Origin of the sequence: Achromobacter sp. HZ34, assembly GCF_002209485.1 — a bacterium.
Taxonomy (GTDB): Bacteria; Pseudomonadota; Gammaproteobacteria; order Burkholderiales; family Burkholderiaceae_B; genus Bordetella_C.
On record NZ_NJIX01000001.1, the window covers coordinates 909,682 to 933,722 of the forward strand.

The 24,041-nt window shown below is 64.9% G+C and carries 22 protein-coding genes; 9 read left to right on the top strand and 13 right to left on the bottom strand.

Annotated features, from left to right (window positions below; all coding sequences use genetic code 11):
• Window positions 1-15: 15 nt before the first annotated feature.
• Both CEY05_RS03840 and CEY05_RS03845 read right to left on the bottom strand, forming a co-directional pair.
• The gene (locus tag CEY05_RS03840) at window positions 16-1,335 is read right to left on the bottom strand and encodes a nitrate/sulfonate/bicarbonate ABC transporter ATP-binding protein (RefSeq protein ID WP_088596039.1); all 1,320 of its coding nucleotides are present in this window, start codon (window positions 1,333-1,335) and stop codon (window positions 16-18) included.
• Between the two features lie 94 nt (window positions 1,336-1,429).
• Entirely contained in the window at window positions 1,430-3,160 is a 1,731-nt protein-coding gene (locus CEY05_RS03845) for an ABC transporter permease subunit (RefSeq protein WP_088596040.1), read from the bottom strand.
• A 393-nt stretch (window positions 3,161-3,553) separates the two neighbouring features.
• On the opposite strand from CEY05_RS03845, the gene CEY05_RS03850 reads away from it, so the two are divergent.
• Window positions 3,554-4,804, top strand: coding sequence for an MFS transporter (locus CEY05_RS03850; RefSeq protein WP_088596041.1), 1,251 nt, complete (start codon window positions 3,554-3,556; stop codon window positions 4,802-4,804).
• Window positions 4,805-4,876: 72 nt separating this feature from the next.
• Here CEY05_RS03850 and CEY05_RS03855 read toward each other — a convergent pair whose 3' ends face one another.
• Together CEY05_RS03855 and CEY05_RS03860 are read right to left on the bottom strand one after the other, a co-directional pair.
• Window positions 4,877-5,305, bottom strand: a complete 429-nt coding sequence (locus tag CEY05_RS03855; protein ID WP_088596042.1) for a type II toxin-antitoxin system VapC family toxin — start codon at window positions 5,303-5,305, stop codon at window positions 4,877-4,879.
• Window positions 5,302-5,550, bottom strand: coding sequence for a plasmid stabilization protein (locus CEY05_RS03860; RefSeq protein ID WP_088596043.1), 249 nt, complete (start codon window positions 5,548-5,550; stop codon window positions 5,302-5,304). The genes CEY05_RS03855 and CEY05_RS03860 overlap by 4 nt, the downstream gene beginning before the upstream one ends.
• Before the next feature lie 472 nt (window positions 5,551-6,022).
• Here CEY05_RS03860 and CEY05_RS03865 point away from each other — a divergent pair, with 472 nt between their 5' ends.
• On the top strand, window positions 6,023-6,403 hold the full coding sequence (locus CEY05_RS03865; protein WP_088596044.1) for a DUF423 domain-containing protein: 381 nt from the start codon (window positions 6,023-6,025) through the stop codon (window positions 6,401-6,403).
• A gap of 304 nt (window positions 6,404-6,707) precedes the next feature.
• On the opposite strand, the gene CEY05_RS03870 is transcribed toward CEY05_RS03865, so the two are convergent.
• The gene (locus CEY05_RS03870; protein WP_088596045.1) at window positions 6,708-8,018 is read right to left on the bottom strand and encodes an MFS transporter; all 1,311 of its coding nucleotides are present in this window, start codon (window positions 8,016-8,018) and stop codon (window positions 6,708-6,710) included.
• A gap of 181 nt (window positions 8,019-8,199) precedes the next feature.
• On the opposite strand from CEY05_RS03870, the gene CEY05_RS03875 reads away from it, so the two are divergent.
• A complete protein-coding gene (locus tag CEY05_RS03875; RefSeq protein ID WP_088596228.1) occupies window positions 8,200-9,099 on the top strand; it encodes a LysR family transcriptional regulator in 900 nt (299 codons plus the stop codon).
• A gap of 78 nt (window positions 9,100-9,177) precedes the next feature.
• On the opposite strand, the gene CEY05_RS03880 is transcribed toward CEY05_RS03875, so the two are convergent.
• Window positions 9,178-10,113, bottom strand: coding sequence for a LysR family transcriptional regulator (locus CEY05_RS03880; protein WP_369825876.1), 936 nt, complete (start codon window positions 10,111-10,113; stop codon window positions 9,178-9,180).
• 395 nt (window positions 10,114-10,508) lie between these two features.
• Here CEY05_RS03880 and CEY05_RS03885 point away from each other — a divergent pair, with 395 nt between their 5' ends.
• From CEY05_RS03885 to CEY05_RS03895, 3 genes are all read left to right on the top strand, one after another.
• Complete coding sequence (locus tag CEY05_RS03885) at window positions 10,509-11,507, top strand: tripartite tricarboxylate transporter substrate binding protein (protein ID WP_088596047.1); 999 nt, start codon at window positions 10,509-10,511, stop codon at window positions 11,505-11,507.
• Between the two features lie 20 nt (window positions 11,508-11,527).
• On the top strand, window positions 11,528-12,991 hold the full coding sequence (locus CEY05_RS03890) for an amidohydrolase family protein (RefSeq protein WP_088596048.1): 1,464 nt from the start codon (window positions 11,528-11,530) through the stop codon (window positions 12,989-12,991).
• Between the two features lie 128 nt (window positions 12,992-13,119).
• Complete coding sequence (locus CEY05_RS03895) at window positions 13,120-13,863, top strand: aspartate/glutamate racemase family protein (protein ID WP_198952664.1); 744 nt, start codon at window positions 13,120-13,122, stop codon at window positions 13,861-13,863.
• A 24-nt stretch (window positions 13,864-13,887) separates the two neighbouring features.
• On the opposite strand, the gene CEY05_RS03900 is transcribed toward CEY05_RS03895, so the two are convergent.
• From CEY05_RS03900 to proC, 7 genes are all read right to left on the bottom strand, one after another.
• Window positions 13,888-14,589 carry an ABC transporter ATP-binding protein gene (locus tag CEY05_RS03900; protein ID WP_088596230.1) on the bottom strand — a complete coding sequence of 234 codons (702 nt, stop codon included), beginning with the start codon at window positions 14,587-14,589 and terminating at the stop codon, window positions 13,888-13,890.
• Window positions 14,590-14,615: 26 nt separating this feature from the next.
• The gene (livG, locus tag CEY05_RS03905) at window positions 14,616-15,383 is read right to left on the bottom strand and encodes a high-affinity branched-chain amino acid ABC transporter ATP-binding protein LivG (RefSeq protein ID WP_088596049.1); all 768 of its coding nucleotides are present in this window, start codon (window positions 15,381-15,383) and stop codon (window positions 14,616-14,618) included.
• Window positions 15,380-16,615, bottom strand: coding sequence for a high-affinity branched-chain amino acid ABC transporter permease LivM (locus tag CEY05_RS03910; RefSeq protein ID WP_088596050.1), 1,236 nt, complete (start codon window positions 16,613-16,615; stop codon window positions 15,380-15,382). Before CEY05_RS03910 ends, livG begins: the two co-directional genes overlap by 4 nt.
• A complete protein-coding gene (livH, locus tag CEY05_RS03915) occupies window positions 16,615-17,541 on the bottom strand; it encodes a high-affinity branched-chain amino acid ABC transporter permease LivH (protein ID WP_088596051.1) in 927 nt (308 codons plus the stop codon). Before livH ends, CEY05_RS03910 begins: the two co-directional genes overlap by 1 nt.
• Window positions 17,542-17,644: 103 nt before the next feature.
• The gene (locus tag CEY05_RS03920) at window positions 17,645-18,760 is read right to left on the bottom strand and encodes a branched-chain amino acid ABC transporter substrate-binding protein (RefSeq protein ID WP_088596052.1); all 1,116 of its coding nucleotides are present in this window, start codon (window positions 18,758-18,760) and stop codon (window positions 17,645-17,647) included.
• Window positions 18,761-19,074: 314 nt separating this feature from the next.
• A complete protein-coding gene (locus tag CEY05_RS03925) occupies window positions 19,075-19,656 on the bottom strand; it encodes a queuosine precursor transporter (protein WP_088596053.1) in 582 nt (193 codons plus the stop codon).
• Window positions 19,653-20,501: a pyrroline-5-carboxylate reductase gene (gene proC, locus CEY05_RS03930; RefSeq protein ID WP_088596054.1), complete on the bottom strand. Its 849-nt coding sequence runs from the start codon at window positions 20,499-20,501 to the stop codon at window positions 19,653-19,655. The genes CEY05_RS03925 and proC overlap by 4 nt, the downstream gene beginning before the upstream one ends.
• A 251-nt stretch (window positions 20,502-20,752) precedes the next feature.
• On the opposite strand from proC, the gene ugpB reads away from it, so the two are divergent.
• The 3 genes from ugpB to ugpE all read left to right on the top strand — a co-directional run bounded on the left by ugpB (window position 20,753) and on the right by ugpE (window position 24,033).
• Window positions 20,753-22,066, top strand: coding sequence for a sn-glycerol-3-phosphate ABC transporter substrate-binding protein UgpB (gene ugpB / locus CEY05_RS03935; protein ID WP_088596055.1), 1,314 nt, complete (start codon window positions 20,753-20,755; stop codon window positions 22,064-22,066).
• Window positions 22,067-22,278: 212 nt separating this feature from the next.
• The gene (gene ugpA, locus CEY05_RS03940; RefSeq protein ID WP_088596056.1) at window positions 22,279-23,160 is read left to right on the top strand and encodes a sn-glycerol-3-phosphate ABC transporter permease UgpA; all 882 of its coding nucleotides are present in this window, start codon (window positions 22,279-22,281) and stop codon (window positions 23,158-23,160) included.
• Window positions 23,161-23,181: 21 nt separating this feature from the next.
• Window positions 23,182-24,033 carry a sn-glycerol-3-phosphate ABC transporter permease UgpE gene (ugpE, locus tag CEY05_RS03945; RefSeq protein ID WP_088596057.1) on the top strand — a complete coding sequence of 284 codons (852 nt, stop codon included), beginning with the start codon at window positions 23,182-23,184 and terminating at the stop codon, window positions 24,031-24,033.
• Window positions 24,034-24,041 lie beyond the last annotated feature (8 nt).

Sequence of the window (24,041 nt, forward strand, 5' to 3'; positions counted from 1 at the left end):
GATTCCACTTTTTCTTCAATCCGCTTCCCCAGCGGGCGTGGTGGGCAGATGCAGCCGGCCGGTGTGATAGTCGTACCCGTAGACTTCACCGTAACGCCCCCACTCCACCGCCACCTTCAACACCCGCTCGGCCTCGTCCGGCTTGAGGAATTCCTCCAGCATGTCGAGGAATTGCCGTTCGGGCAGTTCGCCCGTGCTTTCCTGCTCCAGTGAATGGCGGATATTGGCGGCCAGGGGGATCTGGGCCAGCAGATGGCGCCCGAACAGCTCCTGCCGCTCCTGCTGGTCGGCGGCGGCGTAATGGCGCCCGTTGGCCGTCAGGCTGATGTCGCCATGCTCGACCAGCGCCAATCCCAGCAGCCCCAAGGCCTCGTACACGGGGAACAGATCCTCGTCCGGCAGCCCGGCTTCCTCCGCCAGGCGCGGCAAATCGGCGCGGCCGTTGAGCGGCGGCTCGGCCAGCAACTCCAGCACTTCCTCCATGCGCCCGACGTTGGTATCGGGCAGCCGATAACCATGATGCACTTCGGGCTCCGGCGCACCCGCCGCCGTTGCCGGCACCGGCCGCGCCGTCATCAGGCCGTAGACCTGGTCGACCAGTGCCCGCACTTCCGCCGAATCGGCATTGCGCGGCCGCGGCAGATGCACGCGGATCTCGTCCCGCACCCGGCCCGGATCGCTGGCGAATATCAGGATGCGATCGGCCATCATCACCGCTTCCTCGATGTTGTGCGACACCACCAGGATGCCGCGCGTGCTGATGCGGCGCTCGTCCCACAGTTCCAGCATGTCGTCGCGCAGCGTCTCACCGGTCAGCACGTCCAGGGCGGAAAAAGCTTCGTCCATCAGCAGCACGTCGGGATCGGTGGCCAAGGCCCGCGCGATACCCACGCGCTGGCGCATGCCGCCCGACAACTCGCGCGGCAAGGCGCCGCCGAAGCCGGCCAGGCCTATCAATTCCAACGCGGCCTCGGCACGCTGCTCGCGCTCGCTCAGCGGCACGCCCTGCGCCTCCAGGCCCAGGGCCACGTTCTGGCGCACCGTCAGCCACGGGAACAGCGCAAAGGACTGGAACACCATCGCCACGCCAGCGGCCGGCCCATACAGGGGCTGGCCGCGATATTTCAATTGGCCCTGGTCGGCCGGAATCAGCCCGGCCATGATGCGTAACAGCGTCGACTTGCCCGAGCCGGATTTGCCCAGCAAGGCGACGATCTCGCCTTCGCGCAACTGGAAGTCGACATCCTCCAGCACCGAACGATTGGTGCCGTCGGCCGTCTGGAACATCTTGCTGACCCCGCTCAGGTCCAGCAGGAAATTGGCTTTGCCGTTCATCGCCCTACTCCCTCGCCGGCGGCTCCACGAGCCACCGTGATATTCAATTTGTCGCTGCCGCACGCTGTGCGGTGTCTTGCTTTCGATGCCGCCATCAGCGGCTCCACTTTTCCGCTTGCAGGTACAGCCTTCGCCAGAAGTACCGGTTCAGCCCCATCACGAAGATACACATCACGCCGATGCCCAGCGCGATGCGCGGGAAGTCGCCCTTCTGCGTCATCTCCGCGATGTAGCCGCCCAGGCCGGTGGCGGTCAGCGTGGTCTTGCCCCAGGTCACCACCTCGGACACGATGCTGGCGTTCCAGGACCCGCCGCTGGCCGTGATGGCGCCGGTGACGAAACTGGGAAACACCGCCGGCAGGTAGAAGCGCTTCCACTTCAGCCAGCCTTTCAGGCCCAGGTTGTCGGCGGCATAGCGCAATTCGCTGGGGATGGTGCTGGCACCGGCCACGACGTTGAAAAGGATGTACCACTGGGTACCGAAAATCATCAAGGGGCTGAGCCAGACTTCCGGATTCAGGTCGAAGGCGACGATAGCTACCACCGCCAGCGGAAACAGCAGATTGGACGGAAACGCGGCCAGCAACTGCGCCAGCGCCTGGATGCGCTGCGACAGGCGCGGACGCAGGCCGATCATGATGCCCAGCGGCACCCAGACCACCGAGGCCAGCGCGATCAGCACCATCACCCGTACCAGCGTGATGCCGCCCAGGCCCAGCACGCGCAGGGCTTCGGACCAGCCCACTTCGGCATGCACGAACACGCCCAGGCGCCACACGGCGATCAGGGCCAGCGCGGTCAGGAAGCCGTCGACCATGCGTTCACGCAATGGGTTGACCGTGCGCACGCGCGCCCGCACCGACGTACCGTCATAGCCGCGGCGGAACCAGCCCAGGGCGCGCTCGCCGCGATGCGCCAGGTTCAGCGACAGGGCCCGCGTCAGCCGGCCGCGGCGCAGCAGATCCAGCACCCAGGACTGCTGCGCGGTGTTGCTTTGCGTGTCCTCGAAACGGAACTTGTCGGCCCAGGCCAGCAGCGGACGGAAGAACAGCTGGTCGTACAGCAGGATGCCCACCGCCATCGCGATGATGGCGTAGAAGATGGCATGCAGGTTTTGCTGGTCGATGGCCGACGCGATGTACGAGCCGATACCGGGCAGCATGATGTCCTGGTTGGACACCGTGATGGCCTCGGATGCCACCACGAAGAACCAGCCGCCGGACATCGACAGCATCATGTTCCACAGCAGCGCGGGCGTGGCGTAAGGCAATTCCAGCCGCCAGAACCGCTGCCAGCCGCTCAGGCGGAACACGCGCGCGGCCTCGTTCAGCTCCGACGGCACGGTGCGGATGGACTGGTACAGGCTGAGCGCCATATTCCATGCCTGCGACGTGAAGATGGCGAAGATAGCCGCGCACTCCACGCCCAGCAGCCTGCCGGGGAACAGCGCGATGAAGCCGGTCACCGTGATCGACAGGAAACCCAGGATGGGGATGGACTGCAGGATGTCCACCATCGGCACCAGGATCTTTTCCGCGGTGCGCGATTTGGAAGCCACCGCCGCGAAGACGAAGCTGAATACCAGGGATACGCCCAGCGCGATGAACATGCGCAGCGTGGTCCGCAACAGGTAGTACGGCAGGTAGGCAGCGTCCAGCGAGATCGGCAGTTGCTGGCCCACCGAATAAGGCGTGGCCATTTCCTTGGCGCCGAACGCCAACAGCACCAGGAAGCCGAGGATCAGCGGCAGTAACAACCAATCCCAACGATTGGGACGGGTTCCAGGAAGGCGCTCCAGGCGCCGGGGATCGAAGAAAGGAAACATGCCGGGCTCCGGCGAGGCTGCTTAAGCAATATCCGGCCTGGACCGGATCCGTTCTCGCCCTGGATACGTGTAAACCCTAGGGCGTGCGCAAGGTAGCACGGTGACGCACCCAGCGTCCATCCAAAAACCGCTTGGTTACGCCCTTTGCTGCTAATGCGCCACGTCCGGCCGCCGGCCCCGTGAAATTCGTGAAAGGTGGCTGAATTCCAGCTTTCAGGATCGCCGATTCTGGTCCCTGCAAGGAGGATAAGGCACAGGGCTGCGACGGTCGCACTACCACGAATATCTTGAAAGGAACCGAGCAAATCCGGCAACAAGCTTATGCGAGGGGGGCCGCTGGTTTTGGTATACGATCCCAGCCTTCAAGGTTTTACGATTCTTTTACCCTCCCAGATGGCCAGTACGCCAGACTCCGACAACGCTGACGCCCCTTTGATCACGCGGCCAGCCTTCGCGCATTTTCTTCTCTCCCGCTTCGGCGCCTCGCTCGCCTATCAGATGGTGTCTGTCGCCGTCGGCTGGCAGATCTACTCGCTTACCGGCAGCGCCATGGACCTGGGCCTGATCGGGCTGGCGCAGTTCATGCCCATGTTGCTGCTGACCCTGGTGGTGGGGCATGTGGCCGACCGCTACGACCGGCGCAAGATCCTGGCGGTGACCCTGACCATCGAAACCTTGTCGGCCGCCGTGCTGTCGGCCGTATCGTTGGCGGGCGAAGCGAACCACTACGTCGTCTATGCCTGCATCATCGCGATGAGCGCGTCGCGCGCCTTCGAATCGCCGACCATGCCCACGCTGATCCCGGCGGTCGTGCCGCGCGCCCTGATCCCGCGCGCCACCGCTGTATCGGCGTCGTCCAACCAGATCGCGCAGATTGCCGGGCCGGCCTTGGGTGGCGTCGGGTATGCATTGGGCGCGGGCTGGATCTATGCGCTGACCGCCGCCTGCTATTTCATCGCCCTGGTCTCCATGCTGACGCTGAAGATCGAGGGCCAGCCTTCGCGCAAGGAACCGACCACCTGGCGCTCGCTGTTCGCCGGTTTCACGTTCATCGCCAGCCGCCGCATCCTGCTGGGCACCCTGACCCTGGACCTGTTCGCCGTCCTGCTGGGCGGGGCCACTGCCCTGCTGCCCATCTATGCCAAGGACATCCTGCATGCCGGGCCCTGGGCGCTGGGCATGTTGCGCGCGGCGCCGGCAGTGGGCGCGGTCAGCATGGCCCTGGTGCTGGGACGCAAGAACCTGACGGGCAATATCGGCATGACGCTGTTCGGCGCCTTGTTCGCTTTCGGCATCGCCACCGTGGTGTTTGGCATTTCCACGTCGATCCCGGTGTCCATCATTGCCCTGATGGTGCTGGGCGCGGCCGATTCCATCAGCGTCGTGGTGCGTTCGTCGCTGGTGCAATTGAACACGCCCAATGACATGCTGGGACGCGTCAGCGCCATCAACATGCTGTTCATCGGGACGTCCAACCAGATGGGTGAGTTCCGCGCGGGGCTGATGGCGTCCATGACGGGCGCCATTCCGGCGGTGGTACTGGGCGGCGTCGGCACCATCGCCGTCGCCGCGCTGTGGATGTGGTGGTACCCGGAGCTACGCCGGCTGCGGTCGCTGCATAACGTCACGCCTGAAACGCACTGACTGGCCCGCCAGCGGGATGCGGCCAGAAATCCTTTCCGGCTGGGAATGCCCAATCGCCCGATTGCCGCGTCGTTAGCCGAGCCTGTGTTCCCAGGGGTTGATTACGTCGACCCCGCAGTCGCGGAAGTCTTTGACATTGCGAGTCGCAACACTTGCTCCTCGTGAGCGGGCGACCCCTGCGATGGATGCATCGAACTGGCTTATTGGGCGGCCGAGCAACTTGCGCGTAGCGGAGATTTCCGCATATGCGGCCGCCGCATCGCTGTCGAAAGCAAGCACATGCCCTGCAAGATCGATTACGAATACCTGCGAAACCGCCATTTCCAAGGCTGACTTGCGATCACCGTCAGGCAGCAATTGAACGCCATAAAGCAGCTCTGCTTCGGTGATCGTCGTCGTAAACAGTGACGATCGAACCTGACCCGCGAGCCAGGCGAGCACGTGATCGTCCGGTGCCGGCCGCAAAATTTCCGACAGGATGTTCGTATCCAATACGATCATGCGCTGAAATCCGGGGGGGTACGAATCGCTTCTCGTTCGGGAAGCTCCAGCGTGACGCCTCCCAGAGGAGCGACACGAGCCCGGATCGCAGCTATCAAGGCGCCCCCGCGAGCGGGCTCTACCGAGAGCGCCGCCCGCAGGATGTCTCGCGCTTCGTCCTCCATCGAACGTCCGTGCAAAGCGGCCTGGATGCGCAAGCGGGCTTTGAGGTGATCGTCGATATTGCGAATAGTCATGGTGGCCACGGCAGCCTCCTTTAAGCGTTGACTGCATTTTAAGCATTGACTAATGACCTCGCAAGGAGGGGTCGCCAAGGTCAGCAGACGGCAGGGAAAGGGATTTTTTCCAATGCTATTCCAGACGCCTGGCCACGCAGGCCGGATATCAGGCAGTGGTCAAGCAAGCCCAGGGCATCGTTGACGAACTGTCGGCGGTTGAATAACGGCCGAGGGTCGAAGCGATGTTGACGATGGTGTTTTTGAGCTTGGCCTGGGGTTGGGCAGTGACATCGGCACTGACCTGAGCTTGGGCTTGGGCATTGACCTGGGCTAGGGGCTGAGCCGCGGCATTGATCTGGACTTGAACCACATCAACGGGATTCAAGCGATCGGTGGGCCCCGCGACGCGCGTTCATCCACGCGCGCGCCTAAAATCACAGCGCCCGGCGGTAAACCGCCAGGGCGCTTTTTTTATTTTCGCCAAGGACGATGCTAAATCATGACCGACCGGATTTTTGCGCTGCTGGGCGCGCTGAACATGTTCATTGCCGTTGGCACCGGAGCGTTTGGCGCGCATGGTTTGAAGGAGAGGCTTAGCGCGGAGATGCTGGCGGTCTGGCAGACGGCGGTCACCTACCAGATGGCGCATGCGCTGGGGCTGCTGGCGATCGCCGCCCTGGTGCCGCGTTTCGGGTCGGGGCTGCTGACGAGCGGCGGCTGGCTGATGTTCGCCGGCATCGTGCTGTTCAGCGGCAGCTTGTACGTCCTGGCACTGACCAATGTCCGCTGGCTGGGCGCCATCACGCCCATCGGCGGCCTGGGTTTCCTGGCCGGCTGGCTGCTGGTAGCCCTGGCCGCCTGGCGCGGCCCGACGGTTTGAACAGGCAGTAGCCAGCAGCCAAGAAACCGTCTCGGCACTACGGCGCCGGGGCTGGCGCCAGCGCGGCCAGTATGAACGGAGCTCCTCAGAAAGGAGCCCCGTCCATGTTCCCCGCAGAATTTTTGAACGTTTTTATAAAAAACGTTCCTTCAAAATGCGGTCTGGAACTACGACGCACGGCTTGCCGTGGCGCCGGCGCAGCCAGTATGAACGGGGCTCCTCCCAAAGGAGCCCCAAGCATGTTCCCCGCAGAATTTTTTAAACGTTTTTTATAAAAAACGTTCCTGCAAAATGCAGCCTGGAACTACGACACGCGGCTCGCCGAGGCGGCGGTGCGGGCCGGGCTGGTGACGATGAACAGGCGCGCGCTCAGGGCGACGGACAGGACCAGGAACGCGCCGATCAGGCCGACCACGCCGCTCCAGCCGGCCCATTCCCAGCATTTGCCACCCACCGACCCCAACACGCTGGATCCCAGGTAATACGACAGCAGATATAGCGACGCCGCCTGCGCCTTGTAGCCGCGCGCCAGCCGCCCGACCCAACCGCTGGCGACAGAATGCGCCGCGAAGAAGCCGAAGGTCAGCACCACCACACCGGCCACCATGACGATCAGATTGGCCGACAGCGTCAGCAACAGGCCCAGGAACATCGTCCCCACGCCCGTGCACAGCATCGCGCCGCGACCATAGCGGTCGGCCAGCCGGCCGAACAGCGCCGACGCGAAGATCCCCACCAGATACACCGTGAAGATGGCGCTGATCAAGGTCTGGCTGAGCAGATAAGGCGGCGCCATCAGGCGAAAGCCCGCGTAGTTGTAGACGGTGACGAACCCACCCATCAACAGGAAACCCAGCGCGAACAAGGACAGCAGATTGGGATCGACCAGGTGCGTCGCAAAGCCTTGCCGCGCCGCGGCCCAGCCCCCGCCCTTCTGCGGCTTGAAGTGACGCGAAGCCGGCAACGCCAGCACGAACAGCACCGCCGACAACACCCCCACCACGCCCACGACGACCAGCGCCATATGCCAGTCGCTGTGATCCGCCACCAGGCCGGTAATCACCCGCCCCATCATGCCGCCGAAAGCGCTGCCGCCGATATACAGGCCCATGGCGAAACCCAGATCGGCGGACGATACCTCTTCGGCCAGGTACGCCATGGCCACCGCGGGTACGCCGCCCAGCACCAGCCCTTGCAAGGCCCGCACGGCCAGCAACGCATGCCAGTTCGGCGTCGCGGCCACGGCCAGCGTCAGCACGCCGGACGCAAACAGCGATGCCGCCATGACGGCCTTGCGCGGCAGGCGGCTGGACCAGAAGCCGACCAGGAAGATCGCCAACGCCAGCAGGCCCGTGGTCAGCGACAGCGACAGGCTGCTCTGGGCGGGCGACACCCCGAAGTGCTCGGCGAACAGGGGCAGCAGCGGCTGCACACAGTACATCAGGGAAAAAGTGGAGAAACCGGCGGCGAATAACGCCCAGTTGGCGCGCCGGAAGGCCGCGCTGCCACGCTGCAGATAGGGAATGGATTCGGCGGACGGTGTTTGCACGGATGACGGCGACGCGGCCTGCAAGCCGTCGGGCGCTGCTGCGCGGGAGGTAGTTTCAGAAGACATTTTTAGAACGGCTGGGCGCTACGCCACCGACCGCGCGGCTTGTGGCCACACGCTCGGGGATGCTGCTCATGCGGGTTGAATCAAGGATCTGACGGGATAGGTGAGACGGTAGCCCTATGTCGCTCATCTGTCCAATATATGGAAGTGGTCCCAGCGATATTTATGAAATATGATGCTCGCCATGGAACTTCGCCATCTCCGTTATTTCGTCGCGGTCGCGGAAGAAATGCATTTCACGCGTGCGGCGGCGCGGCTGGGTATTGGCCAGCCGCCGTTAAGCCAGCAGATCCAGCAACTGGAACGCGAACTGGGCGCCACGCTGTTCCTGCGTTTGCCACGCGGCATCGAACTGACCGAGGCCGGCCAGCAATTCCTGGAGGACGCCCGCGCCATCCTGGCCGCCGCCACCCGCGCGGCGGAACGGGCGCACCATCTGGGACAAGGCCAGAGCGGCAACGTCAGCATCGGGTTCACTTCTTCCTCCGTGTTCCACCCGGCCCTGGCCCGCGCGCTACGGGCCTACCGCGACCGCTACCCTCAAGTCCACGTCGAGCTGCGCGAAGGCAACACGGGTTCGCTGCTGGAATGGCTGCGCAGCGGCGAAGTCGACGTCGCCTTCCTGCGCCAGCCCTTCACGTTGGGAGAAGATTTCCGCGCCGACCGGGTCGTCGACGAGCCGATGCTGGTCGCGATGCCCGCCACCCACGCCATGGCAGGCGCCCGTGGCCTGACCCTGGCGGCGCTGCGCGATGAAGACTTCGTGCTGTATCCGCGGCCCATCGGATCCGGCCTGTACGACACCATCCTGGCGGCGTGCCAGCAGGCGGGCTTCACGCCCCGTATCGCCCAGGAGGCGCCGCAGATGGCCTCGGTGATCAGCCTGGTTGCCGCCGGCTTCGGCATTTCGCTGGTGCCCGCCAGCATGCGCCACGTCCACACCGAAGGGGTGCGCTTCCTGCCGCTGCGCGGCCCGGCGCCGCGCGCCTTGCTGGACCTGGCCTACCGCCGCCATTCGCCGTCGCAGGCGGCCCGCAATGCCGTCACGGTGATGATCGAAGCGGCCAGCGTGAAAGGTGCTTGAAGCTCCATCCCCGCAAGAGCAGGCACCACGACATCAAGCGCAGGGGCGCGAATGCCCGCCGCGCCGGGCGCCGGTGCATCATCCTTCGCGGCGCGGCAGGCCTATTACCATGTCATCGAATTGCGGCGGCGGCTCGTCCTGAAGGACTTTCTTCAGTGCCGAAAGAAAGCGCTTGGCCATCAGCGGCAGCGGTTGCAGGTCGGAATACGTGGCCCAGATGCCGATGTGCGCGGACGGGACGATGGGCCGCACGGCCACATGCGCCCGTGCCTGCGGTCCCACGCACCAGCTGTCCACCAGCGCCGGTCCCAGCCCCTGCTGGACGAAAGCCAGCGCGGTCACGGGCGAATGCACTTCGATGGCGGCCGGCGGGCGGCTCGGCGTGTAGCCCAGGAATGACGTCAGCACCCGGCCCAGCGGCGCATCGCTCGGATAACCGATCCACGCCGCCGCGGTGAACTCGGCGGGCGCCACGGCCTTACAGGCCGCCAGGGGATGCTCGCGCGGCATGATGCATACCACCTCGCTGCGGCCCAGTTCCACCGACACCAGGTTGGGATGCACCGGCGGCCGCATGGACACGGCGATATCCGCCTGCCCGCTTAGAAAATGCGCCGCCAACTCGTCATAGGTGGAACTGCGATAGTCCACCCTCGCCCCCGCGCGGCCCTGCCGCAACACGGCCAGCGCCTGCGGCACCATGCGCTGGCCGAAGCTGGCGCTGGAAATCACCCGCAGCGCGCCAGCGCCGGATTGCGCCAGGTTGGCAGCCAGTTCGTTGACCCGCTGGATGCCGCCATAGACCTGTTCGACCTCGGCGAACAGGCGGCGCGCCTCGGCGGTGGGAGTCAGGCGGCTGCGGCCGCGCTCGAACAGGGGGAAGCGCAGGCGGCTTTCCGTCAGGGCCAGCACCCGGCTGATGGCCGGCTGGGACACGTGCAGCATGCGCCCCGCGCCACTGATCGAACCGGACAGCATGATGGCGCGAAAAACCTCGATCTGGCGCAGATTCAACGGGGGCCGCGCCCCGCCCCCCGAGCCATCATCGGACAGCTCCGCAGCAAGGTCTGCAGCCGGGTCCGCGACCGCATCCGCAGCGATATCTCCGACCGCCGGATCAGCCAGGCCATCCGGCATGGAACCCGTCGACCGAGGTTCCAGATCGCCCTTCCTCCCCCCTTTGCGCGGTTTACGTGCAGTGTCTTGCATCGGGCCGCTGCCCCCTTTTCATCCGTTTGACGATAACGGCGGATTATAGGTTTTCCATATTTTTTGATATGCGGGTTCCTTCGGCCCGGTGCTAGTCTGCCGCCCTGTGTCGAACAAAACGTCACGCGTGAGGCCGCCCCTCCGCGCCGCTCGCGACGTGACGGCACCTCCACCTGCAAAAAACATCAAGGGAAACCTCCATGCCGCAACCGTTCTTCCGTCTGTCGACCTCCTTCCGCCTGCTGGGCGCCACCGTGGCGTTGGCGTGTGCCGCCGGCACTGCCCACGCTGCCGGCACCTGGCCCGATCATCCCGTGACCTTCGTCGTGCCTTCCGCCGCCGGTGGCTCGCCCGACGTGCTGTCGCGCCTGGTGACGACGCAACTGGCCAAGCAGGTGAACGGCTCGGTGATCATCGAAAACCGCCCCGGCGCCGCCGGCAATATCGGCATCAACCTGATCAAGCGTGCCGCGCCGGACGGCTACACCATCGGTTACGGCAACATCAACACCCTGGCGGTGAACCGTAGCCTGTTCAAGTCCCTGCCCTACGACGTGGACAAGGACCTGACCCCCATCGCCCACATGTTCGATCTGTACAACGTGCTGATCGTGCCGTCCAACTCTCCCGCGCATTCCGTGCAGGAACTGATCGACCTGGCGCACAAGCAGCCGGGCCGCCTGTCCTACGGCGCGCCGGGCATCGGCACCACCGGCCACATGGGCGGGGAATTGTTCAAGCACATGGCCAAGATCGACGTCATGTTCATTCCGTACAACGGTGGTCCTGCCGCCATCCAGGATCTGCTGGGTGGCCGCATCGACTATCTGTTCGCCAACTCGTCGGAAGCCGGTCCGCTGGTCAAGAGCGGCAAGGTGCGCGCGCTGGGCGTCAGCAGCCTGAAGCGCCTGGCCCTGTTCCCGGACGTGCCCACCCTGGACGAATCGGGCCTGAAGGGCTACGAGACCGTGGCCTGGGGCGGCGTGGTGGGACCGGCCAACACGCCGGCCGACGTGGTCGCCAAGATCAACAGTGAAATCGACACTGCGCTAAAGTCCAAGGACGTGCTGGACGGCCTGGCCACGCTGGGCGCCGTCCCGGCTGGCGGCAGCCCCGCCGAATTCAAGCAGTTGATCGACAGCGAAACGAAGAAGTGGCACGACATCATCGAGTCGGCCCACATCGAAAAGCTGGACTGATCACAGGAATCCGGACCGCCATGAATCAACAACCCGACCTCATCCTCGCCAACGCCACCATCGTCGACGGCAGCGGTGCCGACCGTTATGTGGCCGACATCGCCATCGCCGGTGAGCGCATCGCCGCCATCGGCCGCTTTCCCGACGCAACGGCGCCGCGCCTGGATGTGGCGGGCCTGGTCGTGGCCCCCGGCTTCATCGATTCCCACACCCACGACGACGGCTACCTGCTGGCGCATCCGGACATGACGCCCAAGGTCTCGCAGGGCATCACCACCGTGGTGACCGGCAACTGCGGCATCAGCCTGGCCCCCTTGCTGCCCGCGGCGGACACGCGGGTGCCGCAGCCGCTGGACCTGCTGGGACCGCCCGAATTGTTCCGCTATGCGCGCTTCGCCGACTGGATCGCCGACCTGCGCGCCACGCCCGCCGCCGTCAACGTGATTCCCCTGGTTGGCCACACCACCCTGCGCGTGGCCGCCATGGAAGACACCCAGCGCGCCGCCACCGGGCCGGAGATCGCCGCCATGCAGGCGATGATGGAAGAAGCCCTGCAGGCCGGCGCCTTCGGCATGTCCACCGGCACGTTCTACCCGCCGGCCGCGCATGCGCCCACCGAGGAAATCATGGCCGTGGGCGCGCCCATCCGCGCGCACGGCGGCCTGTACGCCACCCACCTGCGCGACGAAACCGACAAGATCGTCCCGGCCATGCAGGAAGCCCTGGACATCGGCCGCGAGCTGGATTGCCTGGTGGTGTTCTCGCACCACAAGCTGGCCGGCCAGGCCAACCACGGCCGTTCAGCCGAAACCCTGGCAATGATGGACCGCGCGGCCAAACTGCAACCGGTCTGCCTGGATTGCCACCCCTACCCCGCCACGTCCACCATGCTGCGGCTGGACCGCGTGCGCATCTCGCGCCGCACCATGATCACCTGGTCCACCGGCTATCCTGAAGCCAAGGGCCGCGATTTCGCCGACCTGATGGCCGAACTGGCGCTGGACGAGCAGCAATTGCTGGAAAAGCTGACGCCTGCCGGCGCCATCTACTTCCTGCTGGATGAGAACGACGTGCGCCGCATCATCGCGCACCCGGCCGCCATGGTGGGTTCGGACGGCCTGCCCTTCGACCCCCATCCGCACCCCCGCCAATGGGGCACTTTCACCAATGTCCTGCGCACGCTGGTGCGTGAACAGTCGGTGCTGACGCTGGAACAGGCCGTGCACAAGATGACCGGCCTGGCGGCCCGCAACTACGGCGTGGCCGAGCGGGGGTTGCTGCAGCCGGGCTATTATGCGGATCTGGTCCTGTTCGATCCCGAACAGGTCGGCGACCGCGCCACCTTCGAGGTGCCGGTACAGGCCAGCCAGGGCATCCAGGGTGTCTGGGTCAACGGCCAGCGCGTCTGGGCCGAGGGCGCGGCAGGCAGCGCCCGGCCCGGCCAGGTGCTGGCGCCCACGCGCGGCGGACAGGCCGCTGCCTGAGGCGTTGCGGCGACTGCGTGGCCTGGCGCGACGATACGCGCCGGTCGCCCGGGCGCCCATCCTGGCCGGCTGCTGCCCGCCCGCTGCGCCCCGCCGGCCAGGGACTCGCCTCAATCGGAGTATTTTTCGTGACGACATCCATATCCGGCCTTTACCTGGGCATACTCGGCGGCATGGGCCCCATGGCCGGCGCCGCTTTTGCCGAAAGGCTGGTGGCCCTGACGCCGGCCGCGCGCGACCAGGATCACATTCCCGCATTGCTGCTGAACGATCCCCGCGTGCCCGATCGCACGGCCGCCAAACTGGCCGGCGGTGAAGACCCCCTGCCCGCCATGGCACGCGGCGTCAAGCTGCTGACCGGCGCCGGCGCGCGCCTGATCGCCATCCCCTGCAACACCGCCCATCTCTGGTACGACGACCTGGTGGCGGCCTCGTCGGTGCCGGTTCTGCACATCATCGAGTCGGTGGTGGAAGACTTGCGCCGGCGCGGCATTCACGGCGGTCCCATCGGCCTGATGGGAACCGAAGGGACGCTGCGCATGGGCTTGTACCAGCAACATCTGGAACGCCATGGCTATGAATGCGTGGTGCCCACCGAAGAAGAAATGACGACGTACTGCACGCCGTCCATCGTGGCGGTGAAAGCCAACCGGCTGGCCGAGTCCTTCGAACCGGCCGCCGCCTGCGTCCGCGCCCTGGCCGCGCGCGGCGCGGTGGCCGTGGCGCTGGGCTGCACCGAACTGCCGCTGGCCATCCCGCACGACCGCCGCGCCGAGTTCGATGTGCCCTTGACCGACTCTATCGATGCCCTGGCGCTGGCCGTGATCCAGCGCTACCAGGAAGATACCGGCACGGCACGCCAGGCCGCGTAGGCACAGGGGCGGCGCCGTCCCGGCTCAGGCGCCCAGATATGCCTTGCGCACATCGGCGTTGACCAGCAGGTTGGCGCCGGTGTCGTGCAGCACCACTTTGCCGTTCTCCAGCACATAGCCGCGATCGGCCACCTGCAGCGCCTTGTTGGCGTTCTGTTCCACCAGGAACACCGTTACGCCCTGGTCACGGATGGTGCGGATGATGTCGAAGATCTGCGCAATGATCAGCGGCGCCAGGCCCAGCGTCGGCTCGTCCAGCAGCAACAGGCTGGGACGCGTCATCAGTGCCCGGCCGATGGCCAGCATCTGCTGCTCACCGCCCGACATGGTGCCGGCGCGCTGCTGGGCTCTTTCCTTCAAGCGGGGGAACAGATCGTACACATGGGCCAGCCCCTGCTGCATCTGCACCTTGTTGGCGAAGAAGCCACCCATCATCAGGTTCTCCTCCACCGTCAGGTCCTTGAACACGCGCCGGCCCTCGGGCGACACGGCGATACCGCTACGCATGATCTGGTGCGTGTCGGCCCGCGTGATGTCGCGCCCTTCGAAGGTGATGGTGCCGCTACGCGCCTGCGGCGTGCCGCAGATCGTCATCAGCAGCGTGGTCTTGCCGGCGCCGTTGGCACCGATCAGGGTAACGATCTCGCCCTTGTTCACTTCCACCGACACGCCGTTCAAGGCCTGGATGGCGCCGTAATAGGTGTGCACGTTGTCCAGCTTGAGCATGCTGTGCGCTTTGTCCGGATGCTGCATCATTCTTCTCCCAGATACGCTTTGATGACGCGCTCATCGCTGCGCACCTCCTGCGGGGTCCCGGTGGTGATGGGCTTGCCATGCTCCATGACCAGGATACGGTCGGAGATGCCCATGATCAGGCTCATGTCGTGCTCGATCAGCAGCACCGCCACGCCGAACTCGCGGCGCAGGCGGTCGATCAAGCGCTGCAGGTCCTGTTTTTCCTGGGGATTCAAGCCTGCCGCCGGCTCGTCCAGCATCAGCAGGCGGGGCTTGGTGATCATGCAACGGGCAATCTCCAGCCGGCGCTGGTGGCCATAGGCCAGGTTGCCCGCTTCGCGGTTGGCGTACTCGCGCAGCCCCATGAAATCCAGCCATTGGGCGGCGCGATTCAAGGCGTCGGCCTCGGCCTGGCGATAGGACTTCAGCTTGAGCAAGCCCGGCACCAGCCGCGTTTCCACTTGCGTGTGTTGCGCCACCAGCAGGTTTTCCAGCACGGTCAACTGCTTGAACAGGCGCACGTTCTGGAAGGTGCGCACCAGGCCATGCTGCGCCACGCGGTGGCTGGGCAGGCCGGTGATGGACGTGCCGTCCATTTCGATCTCGCCCTCGCTGGGGACATAGAACCCCCCCACGCAATTGAACACGGTGGTCTTGCCCGCGCCATTGGGACCGATGATGGCGAACACTTCATCGCGACGCACATCGAATGCCACATGGTCGACGGCCAGCAGGCCGCCGAAGCGCATGCACAGACCGGATACTCTCAGCAAAGCCTCGCTCATTTGTTGTCCAGCTCCACGTGAGGACGTTGCATCGGCAGCAAGCCTTGGGGCCGCCACATCATCATCAGCACCATGACCAGGCCGAACATCAGCATGCGGTACTCGGCGAATTCACGCGCCAGTTCCGGCAGCACCGTCAGCAGGATGGCGGCCAGGATCACGCCCACCTGCGAACCCATGCCGCCCAGCACCACGATGGCCAGGATCAGCGCGGATTCGATGAAGGTAAAGGATTCGGGATTCACCAGCCCCTGGCGCGCGGCGAAGAACGCCCCGCCGAAGCCGGCGAACATGGCGCCCAGGGTGAAGGCCGACAGCTTGATGCGGGTCGGATTCAGGCCCAGGGAACGGCAGGCGATCTCGTCTTCACGCAACGCTTCCCAGGCGCGTCCCACCGGCATGCGCTTGAGCCGGGTCGACACGAACAGCGTGATCAGGGCCAGCATCAGCGCCATCAGGTACAGCCAGACGATGACGTGCTGGTTCTGGAACGTCAGGCCCAGCATCTCGTGGAAGGTCTGGCGCCCTTCGACGCTGGACGAACGCGCCATCTCGATGCCGAATACCGACGGTTTGGGGATGCCGGAAATACCATCCGGGCCGCCCGTCAACCAGTTCAGGTTGATCAGCAGCAGGCGGATGATCTCGCCGAAGCCCAGCGTGACGATGGCCAGGTAATCGCCGCGCAGCCGCAGCACCGGAAAACCCAGCACGAAGCCGAACAGCGCCGACATGGCGCCGGCGAAAGGCAGCGCTTCCCAGAAGCCCCAGCCGCCCCAGTGGTACAGCAAGGCGTAGGTGTAGGCGCCCACCGCGTAGAACCCGACGAAACCCAGGTCGAGCAGGCCGGCGAAACCCACCACGATGTTCAGGCCCAGGCCCAGCATGACGTAGATCAGCACCAGCGTGGCGATGTCCACCGAGCTGCGGTCGCCGAAGAACGGCCACACGATGGCGATGACCACCAGCGCAATGGCCATCCACTTGTGGCCGCTGGCAGGCGCCGCCGGCAGCGTCGGCAGCGCGGACTTCATGCGCTTGAACGGCAGGCCCAGCCAGGGGCGCAGCAGCTGGCCGACGAAGACCACCGCCATGGCGATCAGGACATTGGTCCACTGCGGGTTCATCAGTGTGCGCGCGCCCTGGCGCACCAGCTGCAGGCCGAACACCGGCGTGACGATGACCGCGGTCATGATGGCCGCGATAAAAGCATTGCGTAGGTTTTGCGCCATCAGACTTTTTCCACCTCGGGTTTGCCCAACAGTCCAGTGGGGCGGAACAGCAGGATCAGCACCAGCAGCAGGAAGGCGACGATGTCCTTGTATTGGGACGACAGGTAGGCCGCGGCGAAGGTCTCCACCAGGCCCAGCAGCACGCCGCCCAGCATGGCGCCGGGTATGCTGCCGATGCCGCCCAGCACCGCCGCCGTGAAGGCCTTGATGCCGACGATGAAGCCGATGAAGGGATTGAGCTTGCCGATGGTGACGGCCACCAGCACCCCGCCCACGGCGGCCAGCATGGCGCCCAGCACGAAGGTGAAGGAGATCACCTTGTTGGTGTCGATGCCCAGCAGGTTGGCCATGTGCATGTCCTGCGAGCAGGCGCGCGAGGCGCGGCCCATGCGCGAATGGCGGATGTACAGCGACAGCCCGATCATCAGCACCACCGTCACCACGATGATCATCACGCGCGAATACGGGATGGTGACGTCGAAATCGCTGCCCATGTGGAATTGCAGCGCCCCCGAGAGGATATTGGGCACCGCCATGTCGCGCGCGCCCTGCCCCAGCGCCATCCAGTTCTGCAGGAAGATGGACATGCCGATGGCGGAAATCAGCGCCACCAGCCGCGGGCTGCCGCGCAAGGGCCGATAGGCCACGCGTTCCACCGCGAAACCGTAGGCGCCGGTCACGGCCATGGCGACCACCAGCATGGCGGCGACCATCAGGTAGACCGGCATGCCGCTTTGCGTGCCGATGGCCGTCAGCGTCACCAGGCCGACGTAGGCGCCGATCATATAGATCTCGCCGTGCGCGAAATTGATCATGCCGATGATGCCGTACACCATGGTGTAGCCGATGGCGATCAGGGCATAGATGGCACCCAGCGACAGTCCGTTGAAGAACTGTTGTGTCAATTGAGGAAGAAGGTCAGACATTATTACTTATGCTCCAAATAGATCCGGCCCCGGAAATTGCCCCCGGAGCCGGAAACCTGGATTCACTTCGTTGGAGACCCCGCCCAGACGGGGACGATCGCCATTACAGCTGGGTCTTCTTGCCGTCCTTGTCCCATTTGTAGACAGCGAACTCGAAGTTCTTCAAGTCGCCCTTGGCGTCGTATTCGACCTTGCCGATACCCGTGTTGAAGGTGTGCGAGTGCAGGTACTGGGCGACCTTGACGGGGTCTTCGCCCACTGCCTCGATGCCGTCGGCGATCAGTTGCACCGCCGCATAGGCAGGCATCTGGAAGGCGCCGTCCGGATCGCGCTTCTTGTCGTGGAAGGCCTTCACGATGCCTTCATTGCCGGGCATCTTGGTGAAGTCGGCCGGTAGCGTCACCAGCAGGCCGGCGATGGCCGGTCCGGCGATGGCCACCAGGTCCTGGTTGGCGGTGCCTTCCGGTCCCATGAACTGGACGTTCAGGCCCTGTTCACGCGACTGGCGCAGCAGCAGGCCCAGTTCGGGGTGATAGCCGCCGAAGTAGACGAAGTCCACACCCTGCGACTTGAGCTTGGTGATGACCGCCGAGTAATCGCTGTCGCCGACGTTGATACCCTCGAACAGCACGACGTTGACGCCGTCCTTGACCAGGGTGTCCTTGACCTGGGTGGCCACGCCCGAGCCGTAGGTCTGCTTGTCGTGCAGCACGGCGACCTTCTTGGGCTTGATGTTCTTGGCGATGTAGTTGGCGGCGAACGGGCCCTGCTGGTCGTCCCGGCCGATGGTGCGGAAGAACATCTTGGGCTTGGTGGTGTCGGTGACCAGGGGCGAGGTGGCGCCCGGGGTGATGCCGACGATGCCTTCCTGCTCGTAGACGTTGACCGCCGGCACGGTGACGCCGGAGCAGGCATGGGCGACGGCGAACTTGGCGCCCGAGTTCACCACCCGGTTGGCGGCGGGCACGGCCTGCTTGGGCTCGCAACCGTCATCGATGAGGATGGGTTCCAGCTTCTTGCCCTTGACGCCGCCTTTGGCGTTGATGGTTTCGATGGCGGTCAGCGCGCCCGCCTGGATCTGGTCACCGTATTGGGTATTCGGGCCCGTCATGGGCTGCGGAATGCCGATCTTGATGGTATCGGCGGCATGCACGGCGCCGGCCAGCGTAAGGGCCCCCAGTGCGAGTGCGAGGGGGGTAACGCGTTTCAACATCTTCATGCGAGGGTCTCCGCGAGGGTTGAGCGGCTCGGCACATGGCGTCGAGGGGAAATGATGGTTCCCCCCGTCGCATCGCGCGTCACCGGCTTCTTAAGCAAAACTCTAGGGCTAAACACGACGTGGCAGCCATTCTGAAAGCAAGCAGTCAGCCTGTCACTGCGTGTATTCCCCAGGTCCAGATATGTACAAACACAGGGAACTTGTGTCGCCAGGGTGGTAACGGGGCTGGCGCGCATGAAACGCGCAAAACAAAAGGCCCGGGTTTCTAACCCGGGCCTTTCCTGCGAACGCACCTGGCGCCTGCCTAGTCACGCTCAGGGCGAAGCAGGAGTCCTGTTCGTAGCGGATGGGCGCGCCAAGTTCCACATCAGGGCACGAAAAGGCGCCAGCATGCTGATATTCACCGCCAGCTTGACGGCGACGTCGCCCGTCATCCAGGTCACCCAGGGGGCGCCCGTGGCGGCGAAAGCGATGCTGAAGAACAGCGCGGTGTCGAGCAAGGCGCCCAGCACGCCGGACACCAGGGGGGCGCGCCACCAGCGCTGGTCGCGCAGGCGGTCGAACACCTGGATGTCGAGCAACTGGGCGCAGATATAGGCCACGCCGGAGGCCAGGGCAATGCGCGGGGACGCCAGCCAGACCGACACCGCCAGCGCGGCGGCGAAGCCGAACCAGGCGACGCGGCGCGCGGCACGGGGGCCGAAACGGCGGTTCAGGACGTCCGTCACCAGGAAAGCCAGGGGATAGGACAGGCCGCCCCAGGTCAGCCAGTGATTCAGGGGAATCTGCACCAGGACGTTGGAACCCACCACCACCAGGCCCATGCAGAAGACGGCCACCAGGAAATGGCCGGCCAGCATGGGTTCGTAGCCGCGGCGCTGCACGCTTGCCTTCATTTGCCGAATTCCTGGGCCAGTTCGCGCGAGCGCTGGGCGGCCGCGGCCATGGCGCGGGCCACCAGGGTCATGAAGCCGTTGTCGTCGAAGACCTTGAGGGCGGCGGCCGTGGTGCCGCCCTTGGAAGTCACCCGCTCGCGCAGCACGGAAGGCGAGTCGGTGGACTCCTTGGCCAGCCTGGTGGCGCCCTCGAAGGTGCCCAGGGCCAGTTGGCGGGCCTGCTCCGCGTCCAGCCCCACCGCCATGCCGCCCGCGATAAGGGCTTCCAGGAAGCGGAAGACGTAGGCCGGGCCGCTGCCCGACAAGGCGGTCACGGCGTCGATGCCGGCGTCGTCATCGACCCAGACGACCTGCCCCACCGATTCCAGCATGGTCTGCGCCAGGGCCCGGTCGGCCGCGCTGACGCCCGGCAGCGCCAGCATGCCGGTGACGCCCGCGCCGACCAGGGCCGGCGTATTGGGCATGCAACGCACCAGGTTGCGCCAGGGTTGGCCATCGGTGGCCAGCCACTGCGAGAGAACGTCGCCGCGCAGGCCGGCGGCCACGCTGATCACCAGGGTGCCGGGGCGCAGCCAGGGCTGGCAGGCCTTGACGGCGTCACGCATGTACTGCGGCTTGACGGCGAAGAACCAGACGTTGCACTGGGCCAGCCGTTCGTCCGGCTGGGTCGCGGTGGTGGCGCCCCGGGCCTGCCAGGCGGCGTGGCCGTCCGGGTTGATGTCGATGGCGTGGATCTGGCCGGGCGGGCAGATCTTGCCGGCCATGCCGATGGCCAGGGCGGTGGCCATGTTGCCGCCGCCGACGAAGGCGACCCGCAGGTCGCTGGAAGAGAGGTTCGTGTCCATGGTGGTGGATTGTAAGCTGGGGCCGCGGCCCGCATCGCGGCCGTGATCGGAGCCCCGGCCAGGTAGTGGGTTACCACAGCCCACTGAATCATTATCTGATGCCGATTCACGAATCTCAGGGCTACTCCGAATTTGACAGCCAACCGGGCTGGTGTAACAGTCACGAATTCGTCACAAACAATTCATATGGTGTCGTGCGCGTCGAGGACAACCCTCTGGCGGCACATTTGTGTAAATAGGAGGAATACCCCATGCGCTCCCACCGTCTAGCCCTCGCGGCAGCGGCCTTGATCGCCGCGTTCGGCGCGTCGTCGGCCCAGGCCGCCACTGAAATCCAGTTCTGGCACTCCATGGAAGGGGCCCTGGGCGACCGTGTCAATGAGATGGTCGATCAGTTCAACAAGAGCCAGTCCGACTATGTCGTGAAAGCCGTCTACAAAGGCAACTACGGTGAATCGATGAACGCCGGCATCGCCGCGTTCCGCGCCGGTAACGCCCCCGACATCCTGCAGGTCTTCGAAGTCGGCACCGCCACGATGATGTACGCCAAGGGCGCCATCAAGCCGGTCCAGCAGATGTCCGAGGAAGCCGGCGATCCCATCGATCCCAAGGCCTTCATCGGCGCGGTGGCGGGCTACTACTCGTCGTCCGACAACAAGCTGGTGTCGATGCCCTTCAACAGCTCGACCGTGGTCATGTACTACAACAAGGACGCCTTCAAGAAGGCCGGCCTTGATGCCGACAAGCCGCCCAAGACCTGGGAAGAACTGGCCGCCGCCACCAAGAAGCTGAAGGCCGCCGGGCAGGAATGCGGTTACACCACGTCATGGCCGTCCTGGGTCCAGCTGGAAACCTTCTCGGCCTGGCACAACGTGCCCTACGCCACCAAGGACAACGGCTTCGGCGGCCTCGACGCCCGCCTGGCCATCGATTCGCCGCTGCACCAGCGCCACCTGGAATTCCTGGCCAACCTGGCCAAGGACGGCGAGTTCATGTACGGCGGCCGCGGCGACGATCCCAACGCGCTGTTCATCTCGGGCAAGTGCGCCCTGATCACCGGCTCCAGCGGCCTGCGCGCCAACATCATCAAGAACGCCAAGTTCGAGTTCGGCACTGCCTCCGTGCCCTACTACGCCGACGTCAAGGGCGCGCCGCAGAACACCATCATCGGTGGCGCCTCGCTGTGGGTCTTCGGCAACAAGAAGCCCGAGGTCTACAAGGGCGTGACCAAGTTCTTCAAGTTCATCTCCAGCCCGGAAGTGGCCGCCAAGTGGCACCAGCAGACCGGCTACGTGCCGGTCACCAAGGCTGCCTATGAACTGACCGAGAAAGCCGGCTTCTACACCCAGAACCCCGGTACCGACGTCGGCGTCAAGCAGTTGAACGTGACCACCACCGCGCAGTCGCGCGGCGTGCGTTTGGGCTTCCTGCCGCAGATCCGTGAAATCGAGGACGCGGAAATCGAACGCATCGTTTCCGGCAAGGAAAGCGCCAAGGAAGGCCTGGCCAATGCCACGAAACGCGGCAACGAGTTGCTCGAAAAGTTCCAAAAAAGTGTAAAGTAGCGCGCTTTGCTCAGGGCTGAACCCCTGGGCATGCGTACAGATACACATGCGTCATCGAGTTCATGCGGATTGCCGGCTGGCCCGGCAATCCGCATTGTGTCGTTTGTCTGGATGCATCCACGGTGGTCCGAGCGCCTCGCGCCTGGACCATTACACGTTTGTTACCCCGCGCGCGCCGCCCCCGCGACGCGCTGCAAGGCATAGTCCGCCCCATGGAAAAACGCGTCGTATTCGGCCATAAGACCCTGCCCTACCTGCTGCTCTTGCCGCAGCTGATCATCACGGTCGTCTTCTTCTTCCTGCCCGCGGGACAGGCGATGTGGCAGTCGCTGCGCCTGGAAGACGCCTTCGGCCTGTCGTCGGAATTCGTCGGTCTGGCCAACTTCGCGGACCTGTTCCGGCAGACGGATTACCTCAATTCCTTCAAGACCACGGCAGTGTTCTCGTTCTTGGTAGCCTTCGTCGGTCTGTCGGTTTCGCTGCTGCTGGCCGTGATGGCCGATCGTGTGCTCAAGGGCGCCTCGGTTTACAAGACCTTGCTGATCTGGCCCTATGCCGTGGCGCCCGCCGTGGTCGGGGTGCTCTGGCTGTTCCTGTTCTCGCCGGCGGTGGGCATCCTGGCGGTTGCCCTGCGCAATATCGGCGTGGACTGGAATCCGCGCCTGAACGGCAACCAGGCCATGATGCTGGTGCTGATTGCCGCGGTGTGGAAGCAGATTTCGTACAACTTCCTGTTCTTCCTGGCCGGCCTGCAGTCCATCCCGCGTTCGCTGATCGAGGCGGCCGCCATCGACGGCGCTTCGCCCGTGCGCCGCTTCTGGACCATCGTGTTTCCCCTGCTGTCGCCCACCACCTTCTTCCTGCTGGTGGTGAACATCATCTATGCGTTCTTCGATACCTTCGCGGTGATCGACACCACCACCCAGGGCGGTCCGGGCACGTCCACGGCCATCCTGGTCTACAAGGTATACCGCGACGGTTTCGTCGGCCTGGACCTGGGGTCGTCAGCCGCGCAGTCGGTCATCCTGATGTTCATCGTCGTGGTCCTTACCGTGGTCCAGTTCCGCTACGTCGACCGCAAGGTCCAGTACTGATTTTTCCGAGGCATTAGGTTTATGGTTGAACGCCGTCCCTGGCTGGATGTACTGGCCCACGTAATTCTGCTCTGCGGCGTGGCCGTGGTGGCATTTCCCCTGTACGTCACTTTTGTCGCGTCCACGCAGACCGCGCAGGAGGTGGCGTCCGCGCCCATGTCGCTGATCCCGGGTTCGCACCTGGTCGGCAACTACATGCAGGCGCTGTTCGCCGGTTCCGGCGGCGGTTCCAGCGGTACGCCGGTGGCGCGCATGATGTACGTCAGCCTGGTCATGGCCTTGTCGATTTCCATCGGCAAGATCGTGATCTCCATGATGTCGGCCTTCGCGGTGGTGTACTTCCGTTTCCGCTTCCGCATGTTCTTCTTCTGGATGATCTTCGTCACGCTGATGCTGCCGGTGGAAGTGCGTATCGCGCCGACCTACAAGGTGGTGGCGGACCTGGGCCTGCTCAATAGCTACGCCGGCCTGGCCCTGCCCCTGATCGCGTCGGCCACCGCCACGTTCCTGTTCCGCCAGTTCTTCCTGACGGTGCCGGACGAACTGGTGGAAGCTGCCCGCATCGACGGTGCCGGCCCCATGCGCTTCTTCCGCGACGTGCTGCTGCCGCTGTCGAAGACCAGCATCGCGGCGCTGTTCGTGATCCAGTTCATCTACGGCTGGAACCAGTACCTGTGGCCGCTGCTGATCACCACCAAGGAAGACATGTACCCGGTGGTCATCGGCATCAAGCGCATGGTCAGCGGCGGCGACAGCGTGACCGAATGGAATCTCACCATGGCCACCGCCATGCTGGCCATGCTGCCGCCGGTGCTGGTCGTGATCCTCATGCAGAAATGGTTCGTCAAGGGCCTGGTGGATACGGAGAAGTGACGCTCACC

Excerpts from the sequence above, each read along its gene's own strand:
- CEY05_RS03840 (WP_088596039.1), bottom strand. The coding sequence starts at position 1,335 with ATGAACGGCAAAGCCAATTTCCTGCTGGACCTGAGCGGGGTCAGCAAG.
- CEY05_RS03845 (WP_088596040.1), bottom strand. The coding sequence starts at position 3,160 with ATGTTTCCTTTCTTCGATCCCCGGCGCCTGGAGCGCCTTCCTGGAACC.
- CEY05_RS03850 (WP_088596041.1), top strand. The coding sequence starts at position 3,554 with ATGGCCAGTACGCCAGACTCCGACAACGCTGACGCCCCTTTGATCACG.
- CEY05_RS03855 (WP_088596042.1), bottom strand. The coding sequence starts at position 5,305 with ATGATCGTATTGGATACGAACATCCTGTCGGAAATTTTGCGGCCGGCA.
- CEY05_RS03865 (WP_088596044.1), top strand. The coding sequence starts at position 6,023 with ATGACCGACCGGATTTTTGCGCTGCTGGGCGCGCTGAACATGTTCATT.
- CEY05_RS03870 (WP_088596045.1), bottom strand. The coding sequence starts at position 8,018 with ATGTCTTCTGAAACTACCTCCCGCGCAGCAGCGCCCGACGGCTTGCAG.
- CEY05_RS03875 (WP_088596228.1), top strand. The coding sequence starts at position 8,200 with ATGGAACTTCGCCATCTCCGTTATTTCGTCGCGGTCGCGGAAGAAATG.
- CEY05_RS03885 (WP_088596047.1), top strand. The coding sequence starts at position 10,509 with ATGCCGCAACCGTTCTTCCGTCTGTCGACCTCCTTCCGCCTGCTGGGC.
- CEY05_RS03890 (WP_088596048.1), top strand. The coding sequence starts at position 11,528 with ATGAATCAACAACCCGACCTCATCCTCGCCAACGCCACCATCGTCGAC.
- CEY05_RS03900 (WP_088596230.1), bottom strand. The coding sequence starts at position 14,589 with ATGCTCAAGCTGGACAACGTGCACACCTATTACGGCGCCATCCAGGCC.
- livG (WP_088596049.1), bottom strand. The coding sequence starts at position 15,383 with ATGAGCGAGGCTTTGCTGAGAGTATCCGGTCTGTGCATGCGCTTCGGC.
- CEY05_RS03910 (WP_088596050.1), bottom strand. The coding sequence starts at position 16,615 with ATGGCGCAAAACCTACGCAATGCTTTTATCGCGGCCATCATGACCGCG.
- livH (WP_088596051.1), bottom strand. The coding sequence starts at position 17,541 with ATGTCTGACCTTCTTCCTCAATTGACACAACAGTTCTTCAACGGACTG.
- CEY05_RS03920 (WP_088596052.1), bottom strand. The coding sequence starts at position 18,760 with ATGAAGATGTTGAAACGCGTTACCCCCCTCGCACTCGCACTGGGGGCC.
- CEY05_RS03925 (WP_088596053.1), bottom strand. The coding sequence starts at position 19,656 with ATGAAGGCAAGCGTGCAGCGCCGCGGCTACGAACCCATGCTGGCCGGC.
- proC (WP_088596054.1), bottom strand. The coding sequence starts at position 20,501 with ATGGACACGAACCTCTCTTCCAGCGACCTGCGGGTCGCCTTCGTCGGC.
- ugpB (WP_088596055.1), top strand. The coding sequence starts at position 20,753 with ATGCGCTCCCACCGTCTAGCCCTCGCGGCAGCGGCCTTGATCGCCGCG.
- ugpA (WP_088596056.1), top strand. The coding sequence starts at position 22,279 with ATGGAAAAACGCGTCGTATTCGGCCATAAGACCCTGCCCTACCTGCTG.
- ugpE (WP_088596057.1), top strand. The coding sequence starts at position 23,182 with ATGGTTGAACGCCGTCCCTGGCTGGATGTACTGGCCCACGTAATTCTG.